Origin of the sequence: Kaistella sp. SH40-3 (genome assembly GCF_030686865.1) — a bacterium.
Classification (GTDB): Bacteria; Bacteroidota; Bacteroidia; order Flavobacteriales; family Weeksellaceae; genus Kaistella.
This window is the reverse complement of the sequence record NZ_JAQYUS010000005.1, coordinates 47,574-62,415: the sequence shown is the minus strand read 5'-3', so window position 1 is coordinate 62,415 and position 14,842 is coordinate 47,574. Positions and strand designations below refer to the sequence as shown.

Sequence of the window (14,842 nt, the reverse complement as noted above, 5' to 3'; positions counted from 1 at the left end):
AGTATTAAATTTGAATTCACTTTCGGCTTCATAGTTCAACGGATAGAACAAAAGTTTCCTAAACTTTAGATCCGGGTTCGATTCCCAGTGAGGCTACAAAACAACTATCAATTAAGATATTTAATAAGTTTTACTGAAAGTTAATCTATCATTTATATAACATTAACTTCAATAATATAACATAACTCTCGCAAATCTAAACCATCTTTACGATACTCTACTCTACATGTGTTTAATTTCTAAATAATGAAAAATGGAGAATTTTAAATCAATTTGCTTACCTGATATTTCAGATGCGAAATTACCAATGGCCTATCCTTCAAGAAAAAATCGGTTACCTGAATCTGGATTAGTTTTAGCCGCAGACATTGGCGGAACCAAAACCGACATGGCACTATTTCAAATTCAAAAAGGGAAATTGATTTCAATTAAACAACAACGCTATCCAACAAGTGATCACAATTCTTTTGTAAAAGCAATGGGGAGTTTTCACGGAGATGAATTGTCTAAAATTGATTGTGCCTGTTTAGGAGTTGCAGGTGTGGTAGATGGTGATAAAGTTCAAGGAGTTAACTTTGCTTGGGAAATCGATGCTAAAAAATTAGAAGTTGATTTAAATATTAAACGTATCGTGCTCATTAATGATTTGCAAGCCAATGCTTACGGACTTTCAACACTTGAAGATGCAGATTTTGAAATCCTGACTGAAGGATTAAAAGCGGAAGGCAATGCCGCAATTATTTCTCCCGGAACAGGCCTGGGTGAAGCAGGAATGTATTGGGACGGGTCGCATTACCATCCGTTTGCTACCGAAGGTGGACACTGCTCTTTCAGCCCGACCAATCCATTGGATATGGAATTATGGACCTATTTAAAAACGAAATTTGACCATGTTAGTTGGGAACGCCTTGTTTCAGGACATGGCATTGAAAATATTTATAAGTTTTTAAGACATTCCAAAAACGAAAAAGAACCCGATTGGCTTACGAAACAATTTAAAAATGAAGATCCTCCCAAAGTAATTTCTCGTGCTGCTCTAGAAAACAAAGATTCCATCTGTGCTGAAACCCTTCAACTTTTTCTAAGATTCTTGAGTATAGAAGCATCCCAACTCGCTTTAAAAACGAAAGCAGCCGGCGGAATCTATATCGGCGGCGGAATTGCGCCAAAAATCCTTTCACTAATCGATAAAAAAGAGTTTTACAAAAACTTTATCAACATCGGCCGTATGGAACATTTGCTGAAAACAATTCCAGTGAAAATAGTTCTCAATGATAAGACCGCTTTAATTGGTGCTGCCTATTATGCCGCAATGGGAATCATTAAACCCTTTGAGAAATAGGATTTAAGTAATTTAACGATGTGGTCATTTATATTTATTTCAATATCTACCGTAAATTTTGATAACGATAGATGCTGATTTTTACTTTATAATATTCCCTTTAAGATCAGTATGAACCCGTTGTTTTTTTCCATCCTTGGTTAAAAGAAATCGGTAATGTTCGATTTTCTTTCCGTTCGCGTAATTAGTCATATGATAACTGTCTTTATCAACCATCCAACCAGGATATGCTGCAGCAATAGCACTAGAAATATTGCCAGGTACTTTCATATCTTTTACATATTCTATCGTGCTCATCAGTTTACCATTGTCATCCATATTAGCGACAAGTCTTCTTCCATTAGAAGAAATCACTATTTGATAACTGTCGACATCTGAAAGATCTACATCCTTATCAACATACACATTTCCCCCAACGTATTTTACGGGAACTGCATTATATTCTTCTACAACATAATTGGGAAAATTCGCTTCTATGGATTTAAGGACAACCGCTGGAACATCACCTTTTTTTAAACTGGCACTGTAAAGTACATCTTGCGCATAGCATTGAAAACCCAATACCAGCATTACTAAGATTAAAATTGATTTTTTCATTTTATAAAAATTAATTGATTTTTTATGACTGAGCAAAACTCTTTATATCGAATATCATATCTCTTTTTCCTTTCAATAAGGATAGTTTTAAAATTTGAGTTCAACCTATTTCTAGTTTAAATGAGCCCGAAGCATCCAAGCAGTTTTTTCATGATATTCCATCAAACCTGTAATGTAATCGCTGATTCCTTCTGCTTTTAATTTGTCTGCCATCGGTTTTATATTTTCTCTTAAAAAAATGATGATACTTTCGTGATCATGTAACAATTCCTCAAAAAGTGATTGGCTATCATTCTTATCAAGTGGTTGTTCGGAAAGATGGGTCAGTTGCAGATATTTACTTAGTTGTGCCGGAACATAATGTCCAATTGCACGGATTCTTTCAGCCACGGTATCTACGATTTCCTGTTGTTGATTGTAAAGTGTTTCCAGATAAACGTGTGCGGTATGGAAATCAGGTCCTCCAATATTCCAATGAGCATTCAATGTTTTGGAATAAAGTAGAAATTCATCGGCCAATATTTTTGACAATTGGTCTGAAACTACTTGTTTGTTTTCTTCGGAAATTCCGATGTTGGCATTTTTCATTTTGTTTTATTTTTAAATTAATCTTTCATTATTTTATTTTTAATAGAAACTTACTATGCTGTAGAATTTTCACGTTTTAATTTTCTGTTATTAAATTAAAAGTATTGATCTCTTTTGCGATATACCATTAGCAAATATATTGCAGGTGTAAAATCATCCAAAACGGGTCGTATGGAATCATGATGTATTTTTGATCAAATTAATAGATAAAGTTAATATTGTATTTCTCAATTATTTTATACAATATGATTTATAAATTACATTTTTCTCACTCGCGAAAATATGGGAGTGATTAAATAAAATAGAATTCATAATGAATGTAAATTCTCCGGAAAAAATTGTTTGCTTGTTTAATGAGTTTAAATTTTATTTTTTGGCGTAATACCTTGATAAACCAAATAATTTAAATATCAATTTACTTTTGATTTTTTATAAGCGATGGAATTTATCCCTATTAACTGCACATGTATAGAATAAAAAAAACAGTTACGACTTATTCTGATTTTTGTATCTTTAAATTACATAATCAATAGGGAAAAATCAAATTGAAAAAGATTTTAACAATGATTCTATTTCCCTTTTATTTAGAAAAAGTAATTTCCTGAAAACATGTTCATATACATCAAATATATGGTCAGTTTGCGCTGTAAAATGATCGTGAAGCAAGAACTGCAAAAGATTGGTCTTCATTGTGTAAATGTAGAACTTGGTACTATTGAGATTAAGGAAAATATCTCTGATTTCCAGAAGGAAGAATTGAGTAAAAACCTTAAAACATTTGGCCTCGAACTTCTAGACAATAAGCGGAACATCATCATTGAAAAAATAAAAGCCATTATCATTGAAATGATTCATTATTCTGATGAAATCCCCAAAGTGAATTATTCAGATTACATCAGCAAAAAACTGGGCTACGATTATACTTATCTAGCCAATACTTTTTCGGAAGTGAAGGGAATCACCATTCAGCAGTATATTATTTTGAACAAAATTGAAAGAGTTAAAGAACTTCTACTGTACGACGAACTGAATCTTACCGAAATTTCCTACAAACTTCATTACAGCAGTGTTGCCCATTTATCAAATCAATTCAAAAAAATTACCGGTCTTACGCCAACTTATTTTAAAGGTTTGAAACAAAAAAGACTGAGAAATTTAGAGGATTTATAGTTTAAAAGAAAAAACATCCAAAAAAAAACCATTCTTCAAAACCCCTCCTTCTTCTCTTAATCGCATTTATGAAATAAATATGGTCTTCGTTTTTGTTATATAATACATTAATCATCTTAAAGATAACCTGAAACTCTGAAGTTTTGTCCATCTTTTAATTAATGAAATTCGGCAGTTTTAACCAATATCATTTTGTCAGCATTTACGATTAAAGAAAAAGTTTTGGTATCTAATTTCAAATCATTGTGACCTTCATTATAAATGATTTTTTATTAAAATGTTCATTAATAATCTTCGTATAAAAATAAATGAATTAACTAATATCAGTAAAAAGAGAACTATTTCAACACCTCTTATTTTTTATCAACCAAGATCCTGTCCTTTCTATTCGCCAATTCCCACGCCGTTGCGAAAACCAATTGCGTACGTTTTTTTAATGCAACATAATCTATTTTATCAGGTGTATCAGTAGGTTTATGATAATCTTCATGAATCCCATCAAAGTAGAAAATCACCGGAACATCATTTTTGGCAAAGTTGTAATGATCTGATCTATAATACAAACGATCTTTATCATTAGGATCATCATACTTATAATTTAACTCTAAGTTGACGGTTTCTTTATTGGCTTGTTCATTAATTTTCTTTAATTCAGAACTCAACATTTCCGAACCAATTACATAGACATAATCTTTACCACAATTTCCCGGATCGCATCTTCCAATCATGTCAATATTTAAATCTACAACCGTATTTGCCATCGGGAAAATCGGATGATCTGCATAATATTTCGAACCTAAAAGTCCGTGCTCTTCACCCGTAACATGTAAAAACAAGATCGAACGTTTAGGACCCTTTCCAGATTTTTTTGCTTTTTGAAAGGCTTCTGCAATTTCCAAAAGTGCAACAGTTCCACTTCCGTCATCATCGGCTCCGTTGTAGATTTCCCCATTCGACATTCCGACGTGATCGTAATGTGCAGAAATCACAATTACCTCTTCTGGTTTTTCTGAACCTTCTACAAAAGCAAGAATATTTTCTGATTCAGGTAAACTTCCTCTTCTTCCATTTAATGCTTCTTTCGGCACAGTTTGGTAATAAGAACTCATCGATTTTGGATGAGAAACACCCATTTTCTGATACTGTTCAATCAAATATCGTCCGGCTTTTTTCTGCCCTTCACTTCCCGTATCTCTACCTTCCATTTCATCGGAAGCAACGATATAGAGATGGGTTTTCAGTTCGTCAGATGTAATTGATTCATACGATTTCTTAAATGGCGAACCCGAATAAGAAAGATTGGCGGCACAACTTTGCAAAAGCGCAAAAGCCAGAGGAAGTATAAAATACTTAGAATTATTCATGTTTAATTTTTTGAAGTTTAAAGATAGTTTTAATTTTTAAAACATCACTTCACCACCATTTTATTCCTCGGCAATCCAATTTCATGTTCTTGCGGATAAGGATTTCTCGTCGTCATGCTCACATCTTCATTTATTTTTTTGTGTACTTCATAACTTTTCTGCTGATCTTCGGCATATCTTGGATCTGGAATAAAAGGCATTTTTGCCATCTTGAAAATCGTAATCGTAGGAAAATGAAAATCAACTTCTACTTGTCCCAACAACAAATAACAACCGCCACCCTGAAAAGGATATTTCTGTAAATTATCAGGAAAATGTGCCGTGTCAAAAAAGTTTCCTTCTGCATCAATCCAGGTTCCGAAAAACATGGTTCCTTTTTTCGTCGGAACGTGTTTTCTGGAAATTAAATACGCCAACATTCTCACTTGTCGTTTATGATACTGCGGTAAATGCCTTGCCATGATGATACTGCGGTATTTTGTCTGCAACAAATCAAACGGACTGCAAGAAACGGAAAACCCGAGAATTTCTATCTCATCAAAAGCATCTTCAAACCGATTTCTTTTCAACACCGGAAGTTGATATTCCTGAACTGGAGTTTCAAAAAAAGAAGGTAATCGATTTTCAGGTTTGAAATGAATCATGAGCAAACGCGCTTCAATCAAAAGTTCATTTTTCGGTTTTCCCGTAAATCGAAAAGCACCTACAAAAATCAAAGTCTGCAACGTTTCAATTCCCACCGGAACACGTTTAATAAAATTCTCTAAAGAAATATAATCGCCATTTTTCTTTCTTTCTTCCGGAATAAAATTCGCAATTCTACTTTCTAATTTTTCAATATGCATGAAACCTAGAAAAACATCTTCTTCGTAAACTGTCGTTTCAAATAAACTCTTATTCACACACGGATTATGAATTTTTCCACCGCCCATTCTGCATTCATGGACATACACTTCCGTTCTATAAAAACCGCCACCATTATTAATCGCAGCAACCATAAACTCAATTGGATAATTCACCTTTAAATACAAACTCTGATAACTCTCAACAGCATAAGAAGCGGAATGCGCCTTGCAAAAAGAATAACCTGCAAACGATTCAATCTGGCGATACACTTCTTTTGATAATTGTTCGGGATGACCTTTTTCTGCGCAGGATTCGAAGAAATGGTCGCGTACTTCCTGCAATTTTTGAATTGACCGACTTTTTCCGCTCATCGCCCGTCGCAACACATCGCCATCATCTGCAGAAACTCCTCCGAAATGCAACGCGATCTTAATCACATCTTCCTGATAAACCATGATTCCGTAAGTTTCACCGAGTTGTTCTTTAAAAATATCATGAAAATATTCAAACTTCGTGGGATTATTATGTCGGAAAATATATTCTTTCATCATTCCACTTTTCGCCACACCGGGACGAATAATCGAAGATGCCGCAACCAAGGTTTTATAATCTTCACATTTCAAACGTCGCAATAATCCACGCATGGCGGGACTTTCAATATAAAAACACCCAATCGTTTTTCCCAAACTTAAATAATCATTGCAGTTTTTATCATTTTTAAAAAGGGTCGTGTTGTGAATATCAATATCAATTCCCTGATTCTTTTTAACGAGATCCAAAGTATCTTTAATGGTTCCCAATCCGCGCTGAGAAAGAATATCAAATTTTTCAAAACCAATATCTTCCGCCACATTCATATCAAACTGCACAATCGGGAAACCTTTCGGTGGCATTTCCAAAGCCGTATAATTCGTAATCGGTTCCTGGGAAATTAGAATTCCGCAAGAATGCATACTTCTTTGGTTCGGAAATTTTTCCAATAACATTCCGTATTTCTGAACGAGTTTTACGACTTTATTATCATCGTGAATTGCCATGGGGTTTTTCGCCAAAACATCGAGTTCTTCTTTAGGCAAACCAAAGGCTTTCCCAACTTCCCGAAAAATAGAACGGTATTTAAATTCGACATTCGTTCCACAAAAAGCAACATGTTCTTTTCCGTAACGCTCAAAAATATATTTTAAAATTTCATCTCTTTCGCGCCAACTCCAGTCAATATCAAAATCAGGCGGATTTTTACGTTGTTTATTCAGAAAACGTTCAAAATAAAGATTCAGTTCAATGGGACAAATCTCTGTAATTCCAAGCAGATAACTTACGATACTGTTTGCGCCACTTCCACGACCGACATGCAGGAAACCACGACTCATGCTGTATTTCACAATATCCAAAGTGATCAGAAAATAACCAGCAAAGTCCATTTCAGTAACGACTTTCAGTTCTTTCTCAATTCTATCAATAACGATTTGAGTTCTTTCCGGATATCGTTTATCCAAACCTTCATAAGCGAGTTTCCTTAAAAGTAAATCATCGCTTTCTTTATTTTCGGTAAAGTATATTTTATTTTTTGGCGTTTTAAAATCAAAATTGAATTCAGAATGATCAAGAATGAATTGGGAATTTTGAATCATCTTTGGATATCTTTTGAATTTTTCAAGAATACTTTCTACAGGTTCAAAAACTTCATTCGGTGAACAGCAATCAGTTTCCGACAGTTTTGAAATCAAAGTATTCTGATCAATGGCTCTTAAAATTCGGTGCAGATTGAATTCCTTTTTAGTTTTAAAAGTAATCGGATGCAGAATGACCATTTTATCTAAAAACCCTTTCCATTCCGGACGAATCAAAAGATTCAATTCTTCTTCCCGAACGCCGATAAACTCATTTTCTTTTAATTCATCTGGAATATTTCCCAAAGGATAAATCACAAAAACTTTCTGAAAATTTGGTGAAACTTGAGGAAGTTCTGCGCCATCGCAATTATGATTGGTGAGCAAACGGTTGATTTCTGCAATTCCGGTTTCATCTTTGGCAATCGTAATATAAAGGAGTTGGTTTTCTTTACGAATTTCCATTCCAACAATTGGTTTGATGCCAACTTTTTCACATTCTTTTTTAAAATCATAAATCGCCGTAACCGTATTAATATCAGTCAAAACCAAACTTTTCGCACCAGAATCGGCGGCTTGCTTTACCAGTTCTTCAACCGATAAAGTGCCGTAGCGGAGACTGTGAAAAGTGTGGGAATTGAGGAACACGATATTAATTTTGAATTATAGATTTTAAATTCTAGATTTTAGATCTTACGTTTAATATTTAACGCAAAGACGCAAAGATTTGGACAAAAGGACTCTTTAAAAATTACGGTCGCAAAGGCGTTAACACTTAGCAAAGGGAAATGTTAACATCACCTTTTTTGGTCTTTTGCATAACTTAAAAAAAATAAAACTTTTGTGACTTTTACTTCTTCTTATTTATTATTTTTAATGGAATCATTGAATCTTCGATTTGTAGTTAATAAAACTTTGTGGTTGAAAAATTTTATGATTCAGGAAACCAATTCAAATCCCGACGCTCGTCCTAAAGCATTTTTGCCGAAACGGTTTTTCATTCGGTCCATGGCTTGGTAGAGATTCATTAATTCTTCGCTGTCTTCAAATAAATTCATTTGATAGGTTCCGTGAACGAGATTGGTAAATCGTAATCCGACCAAACGAAGTCGCATTCTTCGGGTGTAGAGTTTTTCAAATAAATCCAAAGCGACTCTGGCTAAAGTATGATCGATAGAAGTATAAGAGATTTTACACTGTTTGGTTTCGGTATCGAAATTGGCATATCGGATTTTTAAAACTACTGTGGAAGTCAGCCATTTTTCTTTTCGGAGTTGATAGGCCAACGATTCTGCCATTCCTGAAATCAGTCTTTTCAATTCGAAAATATCCATCGTGTCATTCATAAAAGTATGTTCGCAGGAGAGTGATTTTCTTTCAGCATAAGGAACCACGGGAGTCAAATCAATTCCGTTGGCTTTTTTCCAAAGTTCGCTACCATTTTTACCGATCATTTGCTGCAAAACCGAAACGGGCATTTCGGCTAAAGTCTGAATTGTTCTGATTCCAACCCGGGAAAGCAATTGAAAAGTAACATCGCCAACCATCGGAATTTTCCGGACAGATAAAGGATTAAGAAAAGGTTTTATATTTTGAGCCGGAATTTCTAATCTTCCGACGGGTTTCGATTCTCCGGTCCCAATTTTGGAAACGGTTTTGTTCGTGGACAAAGCGAAACTGATCGGTAACCCCGTATTTTTCGTAACAGAATCTGCAATTTCCCTGGTCCATTGATAACAGCCAAAAAATTGATCCATGCCGGATAAATCCATATAAAATTCATCGATGCTGGCTTTTTCTAAAACAGGAACTTTCTCCTGAATAATTTCGGTGACTTCTTTTGAAAATTTAGAGTATCGTTCGTAGTCACCACGAATTACTTTTGCTTCCGGACATAACCTCATCGCCATTTTAATCGGCATGGCAGAACGAACGCCAAAATAACGCGCTTCATAAGAACAGGATGCTACTACTCCACGGTCACCACCACCGATGATGACGGGAATTCCGTTGAGTTTCGATTCCTGTAATCTTTCACAGGACACAAAAAAAGTATCCAAATCCATATGTGCAATTGCTCTTTCCATGGTACAAAATTAGTATGATTTATATCAATTATTTGTATATTTGTTGCTATAATTTATAGCAATGTCAATTTTATCAGAAAACATGCGGTATCTGAGAGGTCAGCAAAAATACTCGCAACAGAAAATCGCAGATAACCTTCTTATAACGCGCGGACGGTACGCCAAATATGAAGATGGTTCCAGTGAACCGCCTATCGAAATCCTGATTCGTCTGTCGAAATATTACCGAATAAGCATCGATTTATTGGTCGGTCTGGACTTGAGTAAATATTCATTAGAAAAGATGATGAAACTTCCTGATAACCGTACCATCCTTCCGATTATGGTGGATGAAAAAGGCGAAAACAAAATAGAAATTATTCCCGAAAAAGCCCAGATGGGTTATTTGCAAGGGTATAGCGATCCCGAATATATTGAAAAACTACAAACCATTTCTTTACCGTTTTTGAGGAACGGGAAGTTTCGGGCTTTTCCGGCGAGTGGAGATTCGATGCCGCCTTTTAAAGACGGAACATTCATCGTGGGGAAATATGTGGAAAATGTGAGTGATTTGAAGAAAGACAAGACTTATATTTTCATTACCCAAAATGAAGGTGTTGTTTATAAAAGATTTGAAAAGAAAACTTCAAAAAGCATTACGGTGAGTTCGGATAATCCGTTGTATAAACCTTATGATATTAAACTTTCTGAATTGGTCGAAATTTGGGAATATGCATGCAGTATTAATACCGCAGAATTTGAGACGGAGACTTTGGATATGATGACGGTGAAGGAAATGTTTTTGAGTTTAAAGAAAGAAATTGATTTGATTAAAAAAAGATAAAATCAACCATTAATTTTGCCACATGGAAATCTACTTTTTACGATATATAAAATAAGAAATTAGCAGAGAAACATTAACCAATACAGCAAAAGCATTAGACAAAATAATAGGCAATTCGTCTTTGATGAAACCATACCAAACCCACAAAGACAATCCTGTGATTAAGAAAAGAATCATTAATAAAGACAAATCTTTTACATCCTTTTCCTTTAAAACTTTGATGAGTTGAGGCAGCATGGCGACTGAGGTAATTCCACCTGCGACTAAACCTAAAATATTTTCGTTCATGTTCATTTATTAAAAAACTAAATTAAGGAAAGAAACCTATATAATTTGAAAAGATTTTAATAATACAAAGGATGTAATTTTAGATTAATAATACTCTACTCTCTTTCTAATCATAAGTTTTCTTTGGTTTAAAGATGGAATTTCTATAAAAATTGAATAAACAAATCCATCCATTATGGCTAACTTTGCAAGAATTTTCAAAACTTAATTTGTTACTCATTTATGTCTTTATCACTTTTTAATCCTTTTCAGGATTTAATTTTCGACGAACAATTCTGCTTTCTTACCGGAGATTTAACCACCGAAAAAATGTCTGTTTATCCAGTTTGGTTAATGGATCATTTTAAATTTGGCGGTGACCGAATTGAAATGATGGATAAATCCAAATCTTACACTTACGCAGATCTTCAATTACCGTGTTCTCCACGCGTGAAAAAAGCGTTTGAAGACTTAGAAGAAAAAATTCAAGTTGCTTACAAAAAAGGATATGAAGGCATGGCAGCCCTCGATGAACAATTGCTTTTCCTTTGGACTGGAAGAATGGTTTATGGAATGTTGTATTACGAAATGCGGTATGAAAGCGCACGCAAACTCAGAATGAGAGAAAATTTCGATTTGTCTGATACGCTGCGGGAACGTTTTGGAAACTTCCATTTGATGATGCAATCGATTGTAAAACCAATTTCTTTTGTGGGAAATAAACCGTGGAGTATTGCCGTTTTTCCATTAAAATATTCGGCCGATATTTTCAGTTATCGCGATGATACCGTTAATTTATTGTTCCAGTTTGGCGTGAATGGTTTTGGGTTTATTGCGTGTTTACAGGATAATGGAGTTATCGGCGAGAAGCAAAAAGATATTCTGGAAAAAATGAAAGGCCATGTTTTACATCCTATTCAGTTTGAAGAACTGTTCGCAAGATTTCATTATTCAGATTATATTTTACAGTACAAACCAGAATATAAAATTGAAAACACCGATCACGGAATTACGATAGAAGCACTTCCTATTACAGCTAATGCAAATCGTCCTGTTTTCGGATTTTGGGATGACGAAATTTTTGCACAATTATTAACCAATTACTGGTCGGTTTATGGCATCGAAAGAGGAGATATTATTCAGTTTCAAAAACCTTTTCTAAGTTTTCTGGAGAATCCGTATTCCAAGGATTTCGTTAATCCAGAAAATATTGATTTGCCATTTTAAGAAATTCATTAAAAAACAGGGCGAAAATTAATTTTGTCTTAAAGTTTTTAAGTTAGAAAAACTCACAGTAATCTCATCTAGAAATCACTTAACGAAACCTAAGGACCGAGTATTTTTTCGCTATTTTTGGACTCAAATTATTAATCGTTGGAGAAATTCAAATTTATAGATCTTTTTTGTGGTATTGGCGGATTTCATCAAGCGATGGAACGATTAGGTGGGGAGTGTGTTTTCGCTTCAGATATTGATAAAAACTGCCGACAAGTTTACTTCAATAATTACGGATTATTGCCAGCGGACGACATTACTAAAGTTGATGAAAAATCCATTCCAGAACATGATGTTATTTGTGGTGGTTTCCCTTGCCAATCTTTCTCTAAAGCCGGGAACAGACAAGGTATTAATGATCCAAGAGGAACCTTATTTTACGACATTTTACGAATTGCCAAAAAGCATCAACCCAAATATATGTTGCTGGAAAATGTTCGGAATTTGGCTACCCACGATAACGGCTTGACCTGGAAAACGATTTATGAAAACATCAAAGATCTGGGTTACCATATTCATGAAAAACCCATCATCTTTAGTCCACATTTTTTAGCACATCCGCAACATCGCGAGCGTGTTTTCATTCTTTGTAAAAGGGCAGATTTGGGTGAACTTCCGGAATTTCATTTTGACAAAACCAACATTAAAGAAGCCAATGCTGATGAGGTTCTTCAAAAGAATGAGGAGATTACCAATTTAGAAACTTATCACTTATCTAAAGATGAAATTCAACTCATTAATTACTGGGATGAATTCATTAAAAATATAAAAAAACCTTTACCCGGATTTCCCATTTGGGCAGACCGACTTACAGAATTGGATTTGGAGGAAGATTTAGAAGCATTCCCGGCATGGAAAAAGAACTTTATTCTCAAAAATAACGAACTCTACGAAACGAATAAGGAATTCATTAATCAATGGCTTCAAAAAGCAGAAACCATCAAACTTTTCAAAGGATCCAAAGCCAAACTAGAATGGCAAGCCGGAAAAGTTGATCAGCCCACTTTATGGAATACGCTAATGCATTTTCGCCCATCTGGATTACGCGTAAAACAGCCGAGCCACTTCCCTGCTTTGGTTGCCATTACGCAAACTTCAATTGTGGGTGAACGAAAAAGATACATCACGCCAAGGGAATGTGCCAGATTACAAGGATTCCCCGACACTTTCAAATTGCCCGAGAGCGATCGGGTTGCGTATAAACAATTCGGGAACGCCGTAAACGTAGATGTGGTTCAGCTTTTCGCAAGATTTCTTTTTGGTGACCGACAAGTTATTAATCATTATTCGAAATCAAAATCAGTTCCTTCACTTTAATGAATGAGTATAACTCAATGAGTTTTCTTGTCCAAATGATTTTACAAAAGCGTAGGAAAATATTTTCTTGTCCAAAATTTTGGATTCGTTTACAAAGGTTTGGGAATGCTCATTATTAAAGTTAGTTCGCTCTGCAATTCCTTCTACGATTTTAAATTTCTCTGGAATATGTAAAGGAGACAAATTGGTAATTTCTGCCAAATAATCGACATACAATTTGAAATTCGGAATCAGTGAATTTTCGGAATCAGCAATTTCAACAAAACCGCCATCTGATTTTTCACAATAGAAAGGTTCCCCTTTAAGTTTTTGGGTAACAGTTCGTTTATTTTGTTCCACATTTAAGCGGGAATAAGTGTAATCAATAAATTGTTTTGTTGTATTTCCTTGTGCAGAATATTTTAATAGCCAATTCCACCAATCCTTTGCATTCTGTGGATAATTTTTCACAGAAGTCAGCAAAGCATCATCAGCACGTAGAAAGAAATCAATCGGATGTAATTCATGACCTTCTTTAAATAGTGATAGGCGACTTAAATCAATATTGTTTCGCTCCAGTTCCGCAATGATGAAATGAACGGTTCCAAAAGGGTATTTGGAGAAATAAGAATTTTGAGGAGAGAAATACCGTCCACGGATAATATTGGGATTAATTTTCTGGGGATTTAATGCCAATCGTTTATTATGTTCTTCATTAAAAGAAACAATGTGCTGGTCGATACACGCAAGGTTTTCGGGAGCCACAAACATATCAATAAAGACAAACTCCTTTCGATATTCATACTGATCCTCGCTGATCCACAATTTATCTGCACTGTTAGAAAATCCAACCACTTCGCATCCCAAAAATTCCTGCAACATCAAACCCGACAAAATCCCATCAATATCAGAATTAATGACAATTTTCTTTTTTGATTGGAGCAAATTGATCATACGGTAAAGGATTGATTTTAAGATGCATTATCAAACAAAGATAGTTTTTTTTTGAATTGAAATTAATAGGTTCTTGATCCAAAATTTTCAAAAAAATCCCTAGAAGTATAAAACTTATAGAGTTTTGAGCGGAAAACTAGGAATCGTTATCAATTCTCTTTAAATATGTTTATAGAAGTTAAAATCAGATAACAGCCTATTAAATTACCTGAATGTTTAGGGCTATGAAAAAACTTGATATTTTTTATACTCAAAACAATGTTTTTACGTCACTAAATTTTAAATAAAGTAATATTTAACCTGCGATAATAACTTGAAAAGATACCTCTGTAAGTCTATTTGATAATCTTGATCTTAAATATATCTTTTGCGACGAATCAGAAATCAATTATCAAAAACGATCTATGCGACCAGACGGTGTAGTTAATACTAATTGCTCTTTCAATCCTGGTGAAAATACAATACAAATTCAGGGCGACGTAAGGCCTGACCTACATAATAATAGATGTGATAATAATGATTTTCCATCTTTTCCAATTAAGTTTTCATTGAGTAAATTGAATAGTGGTAAAGTTTTCAGTTGATTTCATAACTTTATTTTATAAATTGACTAAAGTTCAATT

The 14,842-nt window shown here is 34.4% G+C and carries 12 protein-coding genes and 1 tRNA gene; 6 read left to right on the top strand and 7 right to left on the bottom strand.

Annotated features, from left to right (window positions below):
• Positions 1-24: 24 nt before the first annotated feature.
• Together PUH65_RS09460 and glk are read left to right on the top strand one after the other, a co-directional pair.
• Positions 25-96, top strand: a tRNA-Arg gene (locus PUH65_RS09460).
• A gap of 157 nt (positions 97-253) precedes the next feature.
• Complete coding sequence (glk, locus tag PUH65_RS09455; protein ID WP_305519756.1) at positions 254-1,342, top strand: glucokinase; 1,089 nt, start codon at positions 254-256, stop codon at positions 1,340-1,342.
• 81 nt (positions 1,343-1,423) lie between these two features.
• Here the strand turns inward: glk and PUH65_RS09450 are convergent, their stop codons facing one another.
• The gene (locus PUH65_RS09450) at positions 1,424-1,912 is read right to left on the bottom strand and encodes a hypothetical protein (protein WP_305519755.1); all 489 of its coding nucleotides are present in this window, start codon (positions 1,910-1,912) and stop codon (positions 1,424-1,426) included.
• Between the two features lie 138 nt (positions 1,913-2,050).
• On the bottom strand, positions 2,051-2,527 hold the full coding sequence (locus PUH65_RS09445) for a Dps family protein (protein WP_305519754.1): 477 nt from the start codon (positions 2,525-2,527) through the stop codon (positions 2,051-2,053).
• A gap of 609 nt (positions 2,528-3,136) precedes the next feature.
• Between PUH65_RS09445 and PUH65_RS09440 the strand changes: the two genes are divergently transcribed.
• Positions 3,137-3,697, top strand: coding sequence for an AraC family transcriptional regulator (locus PUH65_RS09440; protein ID WP_305519753.1), 561 nt, complete (start codon positions 3,137-3,139; stop codon positions 3,695-3,697).
• Between the two features lie 353 nt (positions 3,698-4,050).
• On the opposite strand, the gene PUH65_RS09435 is transcribed toward PUH65_RS09440, so the two are convergent.
• The 3 genes from PUH65_RS09435 to dinB all read right to left on the bottom strand — a co-directional run bounded on the left by PUH65_RS09435 (position 4,051) and on the right by dinB (position 9,604).
• The gene (locus PUH65_RS09435) at positions 4,051-5,061 is read right to left on the bottom strand and encodes a M28 family metallopeptidase (protein ID WP_305519752.1); all 1,011 of its coding nucleotides are present in this window, start codon (positions 5,059-5,061) and stop codon (positions 4,051-4,053) included.
• Between the two features lie 44 nt (positions 5,062-5,105).
• Positions 5,106-8,165 carry a DNA polymerase III subunit alpha gene (locus tag PUH65_RS09430; protein ID WP_305519751.1) on the bottom strand — a complete coding sequence of 1,020 codons (3,060 nt, stop codon included), beginning with the start codon at positions 8,163-8,165 and terminating at the stop codon, positions 5,106-5,108.
• Between the two features lie 290 nt (positions 8,166-8,455).
• Complete coding sequence (gene dinB, locus PUH65_RS09425; protein WP_305519750.1) at positions 8,456-9,604, bottom strand: DNA polymerase IV; 1,149 nt, start codon at positions 9,602-9,604, stop codon at positions 8,456-8,458.
• Between the two features lie 61 nt (positions 9,605-9,665).
• On the opposite strand from dinB, the gene PUH65_RS09420 reads away from it, so the two are divergent.
• Positions 9,666-10,427 (top strand): helix-turn-helix domain-containing protein, encoded by a 762-nt coding sequence (locus tag PUH65_RS09420; protein WP_305519749.1) that lies wholly within the window; start codon positions 9,666-9,668, stop codon positions 10,425-10,427.
• A 30-nt stretch (positions 10,428-10,457) separates the two neighbouring features.
• Here PUH65_RS09420 and PUH65_RS09415 read toward each other — a convergent pair whose 3' ends face one another.
• Complete coding sequence (locus tag PUH65_RS09415; protein ID WP_305519748.1) at positions 10,458-10,715, bottom strand: SemiSWEET transporter; 258 nt, start codon at positions 10,713-10,715, stop codon at positions 10,458-10,460.
• Positions 10,716-10,937: 222 nt separating this feature from the next.
• On the opposite strand from PUH65_RS09415, the gene PUH65_RS09410 reads away from it, so the two are divergent.
• Both PUH65_RS09410 and PUH65_RS09405 read left to right on the top strand, forming a co-directional pair.
• The gene (locus PUH65_RS09410; protein ID WP_305519747.1) at positions 10,938-11,921 is read left to right on the top strand and encodes a hypothetical protein; all 984 of its coding nucleotides are present in this window, start codon (positions 10,938-10,940) and stop codon (positions 11,919-11,921) included.
• Positions 11,922-12,068: 147 nt separating this feature from the next.
• A complete protein-coding gene (locus PUH65_RS09405; RefSeq protein WP_305519746.1) occupies positions 12,069-13,286 on the top strand; it encodes a DNA cytosine methyltransferase in 1,218 nt (405 codons plus the stop codon).
• Here PUH65_RS09405 and PUH65_RS09400 read toward each other — a convergent pair.
• Positions 13,278-14,219: a hypothetical protein gene (locus tag PUH65_RS09400; protein WP_305519745.1), complete on the bottom strand. Its 942-nt coding sequence runs from the start codon at positions 14,217-14,219 to the stop codon at positions 13,278-13,280. The two genes, PUH65_RS09405 and PUH65_RS09400, sit on opposite strands and share 9 nt — an antisense overlap.
• Positions 14,220-14,842 lie beyond the last annotated feature (623 nt).

Coding starts and splice junctions, on each gene's coding strand:
- glk (WP_305519756.1), top strand. CDS start 254: ATGGAGAATTTTAAATCAATTTGCTTACCTGATATTTCAGATGCGAAA.
- PUH65_RS09450 (WP_305519755.1), bottom strand. CDS start 1,912: ATGCTGGTATTGGGTTTTCAATGCTATGCGCAAGATGTACTTTACAGT.
- PUH65_RS09445 (WP_305519754.1), bottom strand. CDS start 2,527: ATGAAAAATGCCAACATCGGAATTTCCGAAGAAAACAAACAAGTAGTT.
- PUH65_RS09440 (WP_305519753.1), top strand. CDS start 3,137: ATGTTCATATACATCAAATATATGGTCAGTTTGCGCTGTAAAATGATC.
- PUH65_RS09435 (WP_305519752.1), bottom strand. CDS start 5,061: ATGAATAATTCTAAGTATTTTATACTTCCTCTGGCTTTTGCGCTTTTG.
- dinB (WP_305519750.1), bottom strand. CDS start 9,604: ATGGAAAGAGCAATTGCACATATGGATTTGGATACTTTTTTTGTGTCC.
- PUH65_RS09420 (WP_305519749.1), top strand. CDS start 9,666: ATGTCAATTTTATCAGAAAACATGCGGTATCTGAGAGGTCAGCAAAAA.
- PUH65_RS09415 (WP_305519748.1), bottom strand. CDS start 10,715: ATGAACGAAAATATTTTAGGTTTAGTCGCAGGTGGAATTACCTCAGTC.
- PUH65_RS09410 (WP_305519747.1), top strand. CDS start 10,938: ATGTCTTTATCACTTTTTAATCCTTTTCAGGATTTAATTTTCGACGAA.
- PUH65_RS09400 (WP_305519745.1), bottom strand. CDS start 14,219: ATGATCAATTTGCTCCAATCAAAAAAGAAAATTGTCATTAATTCTGAT.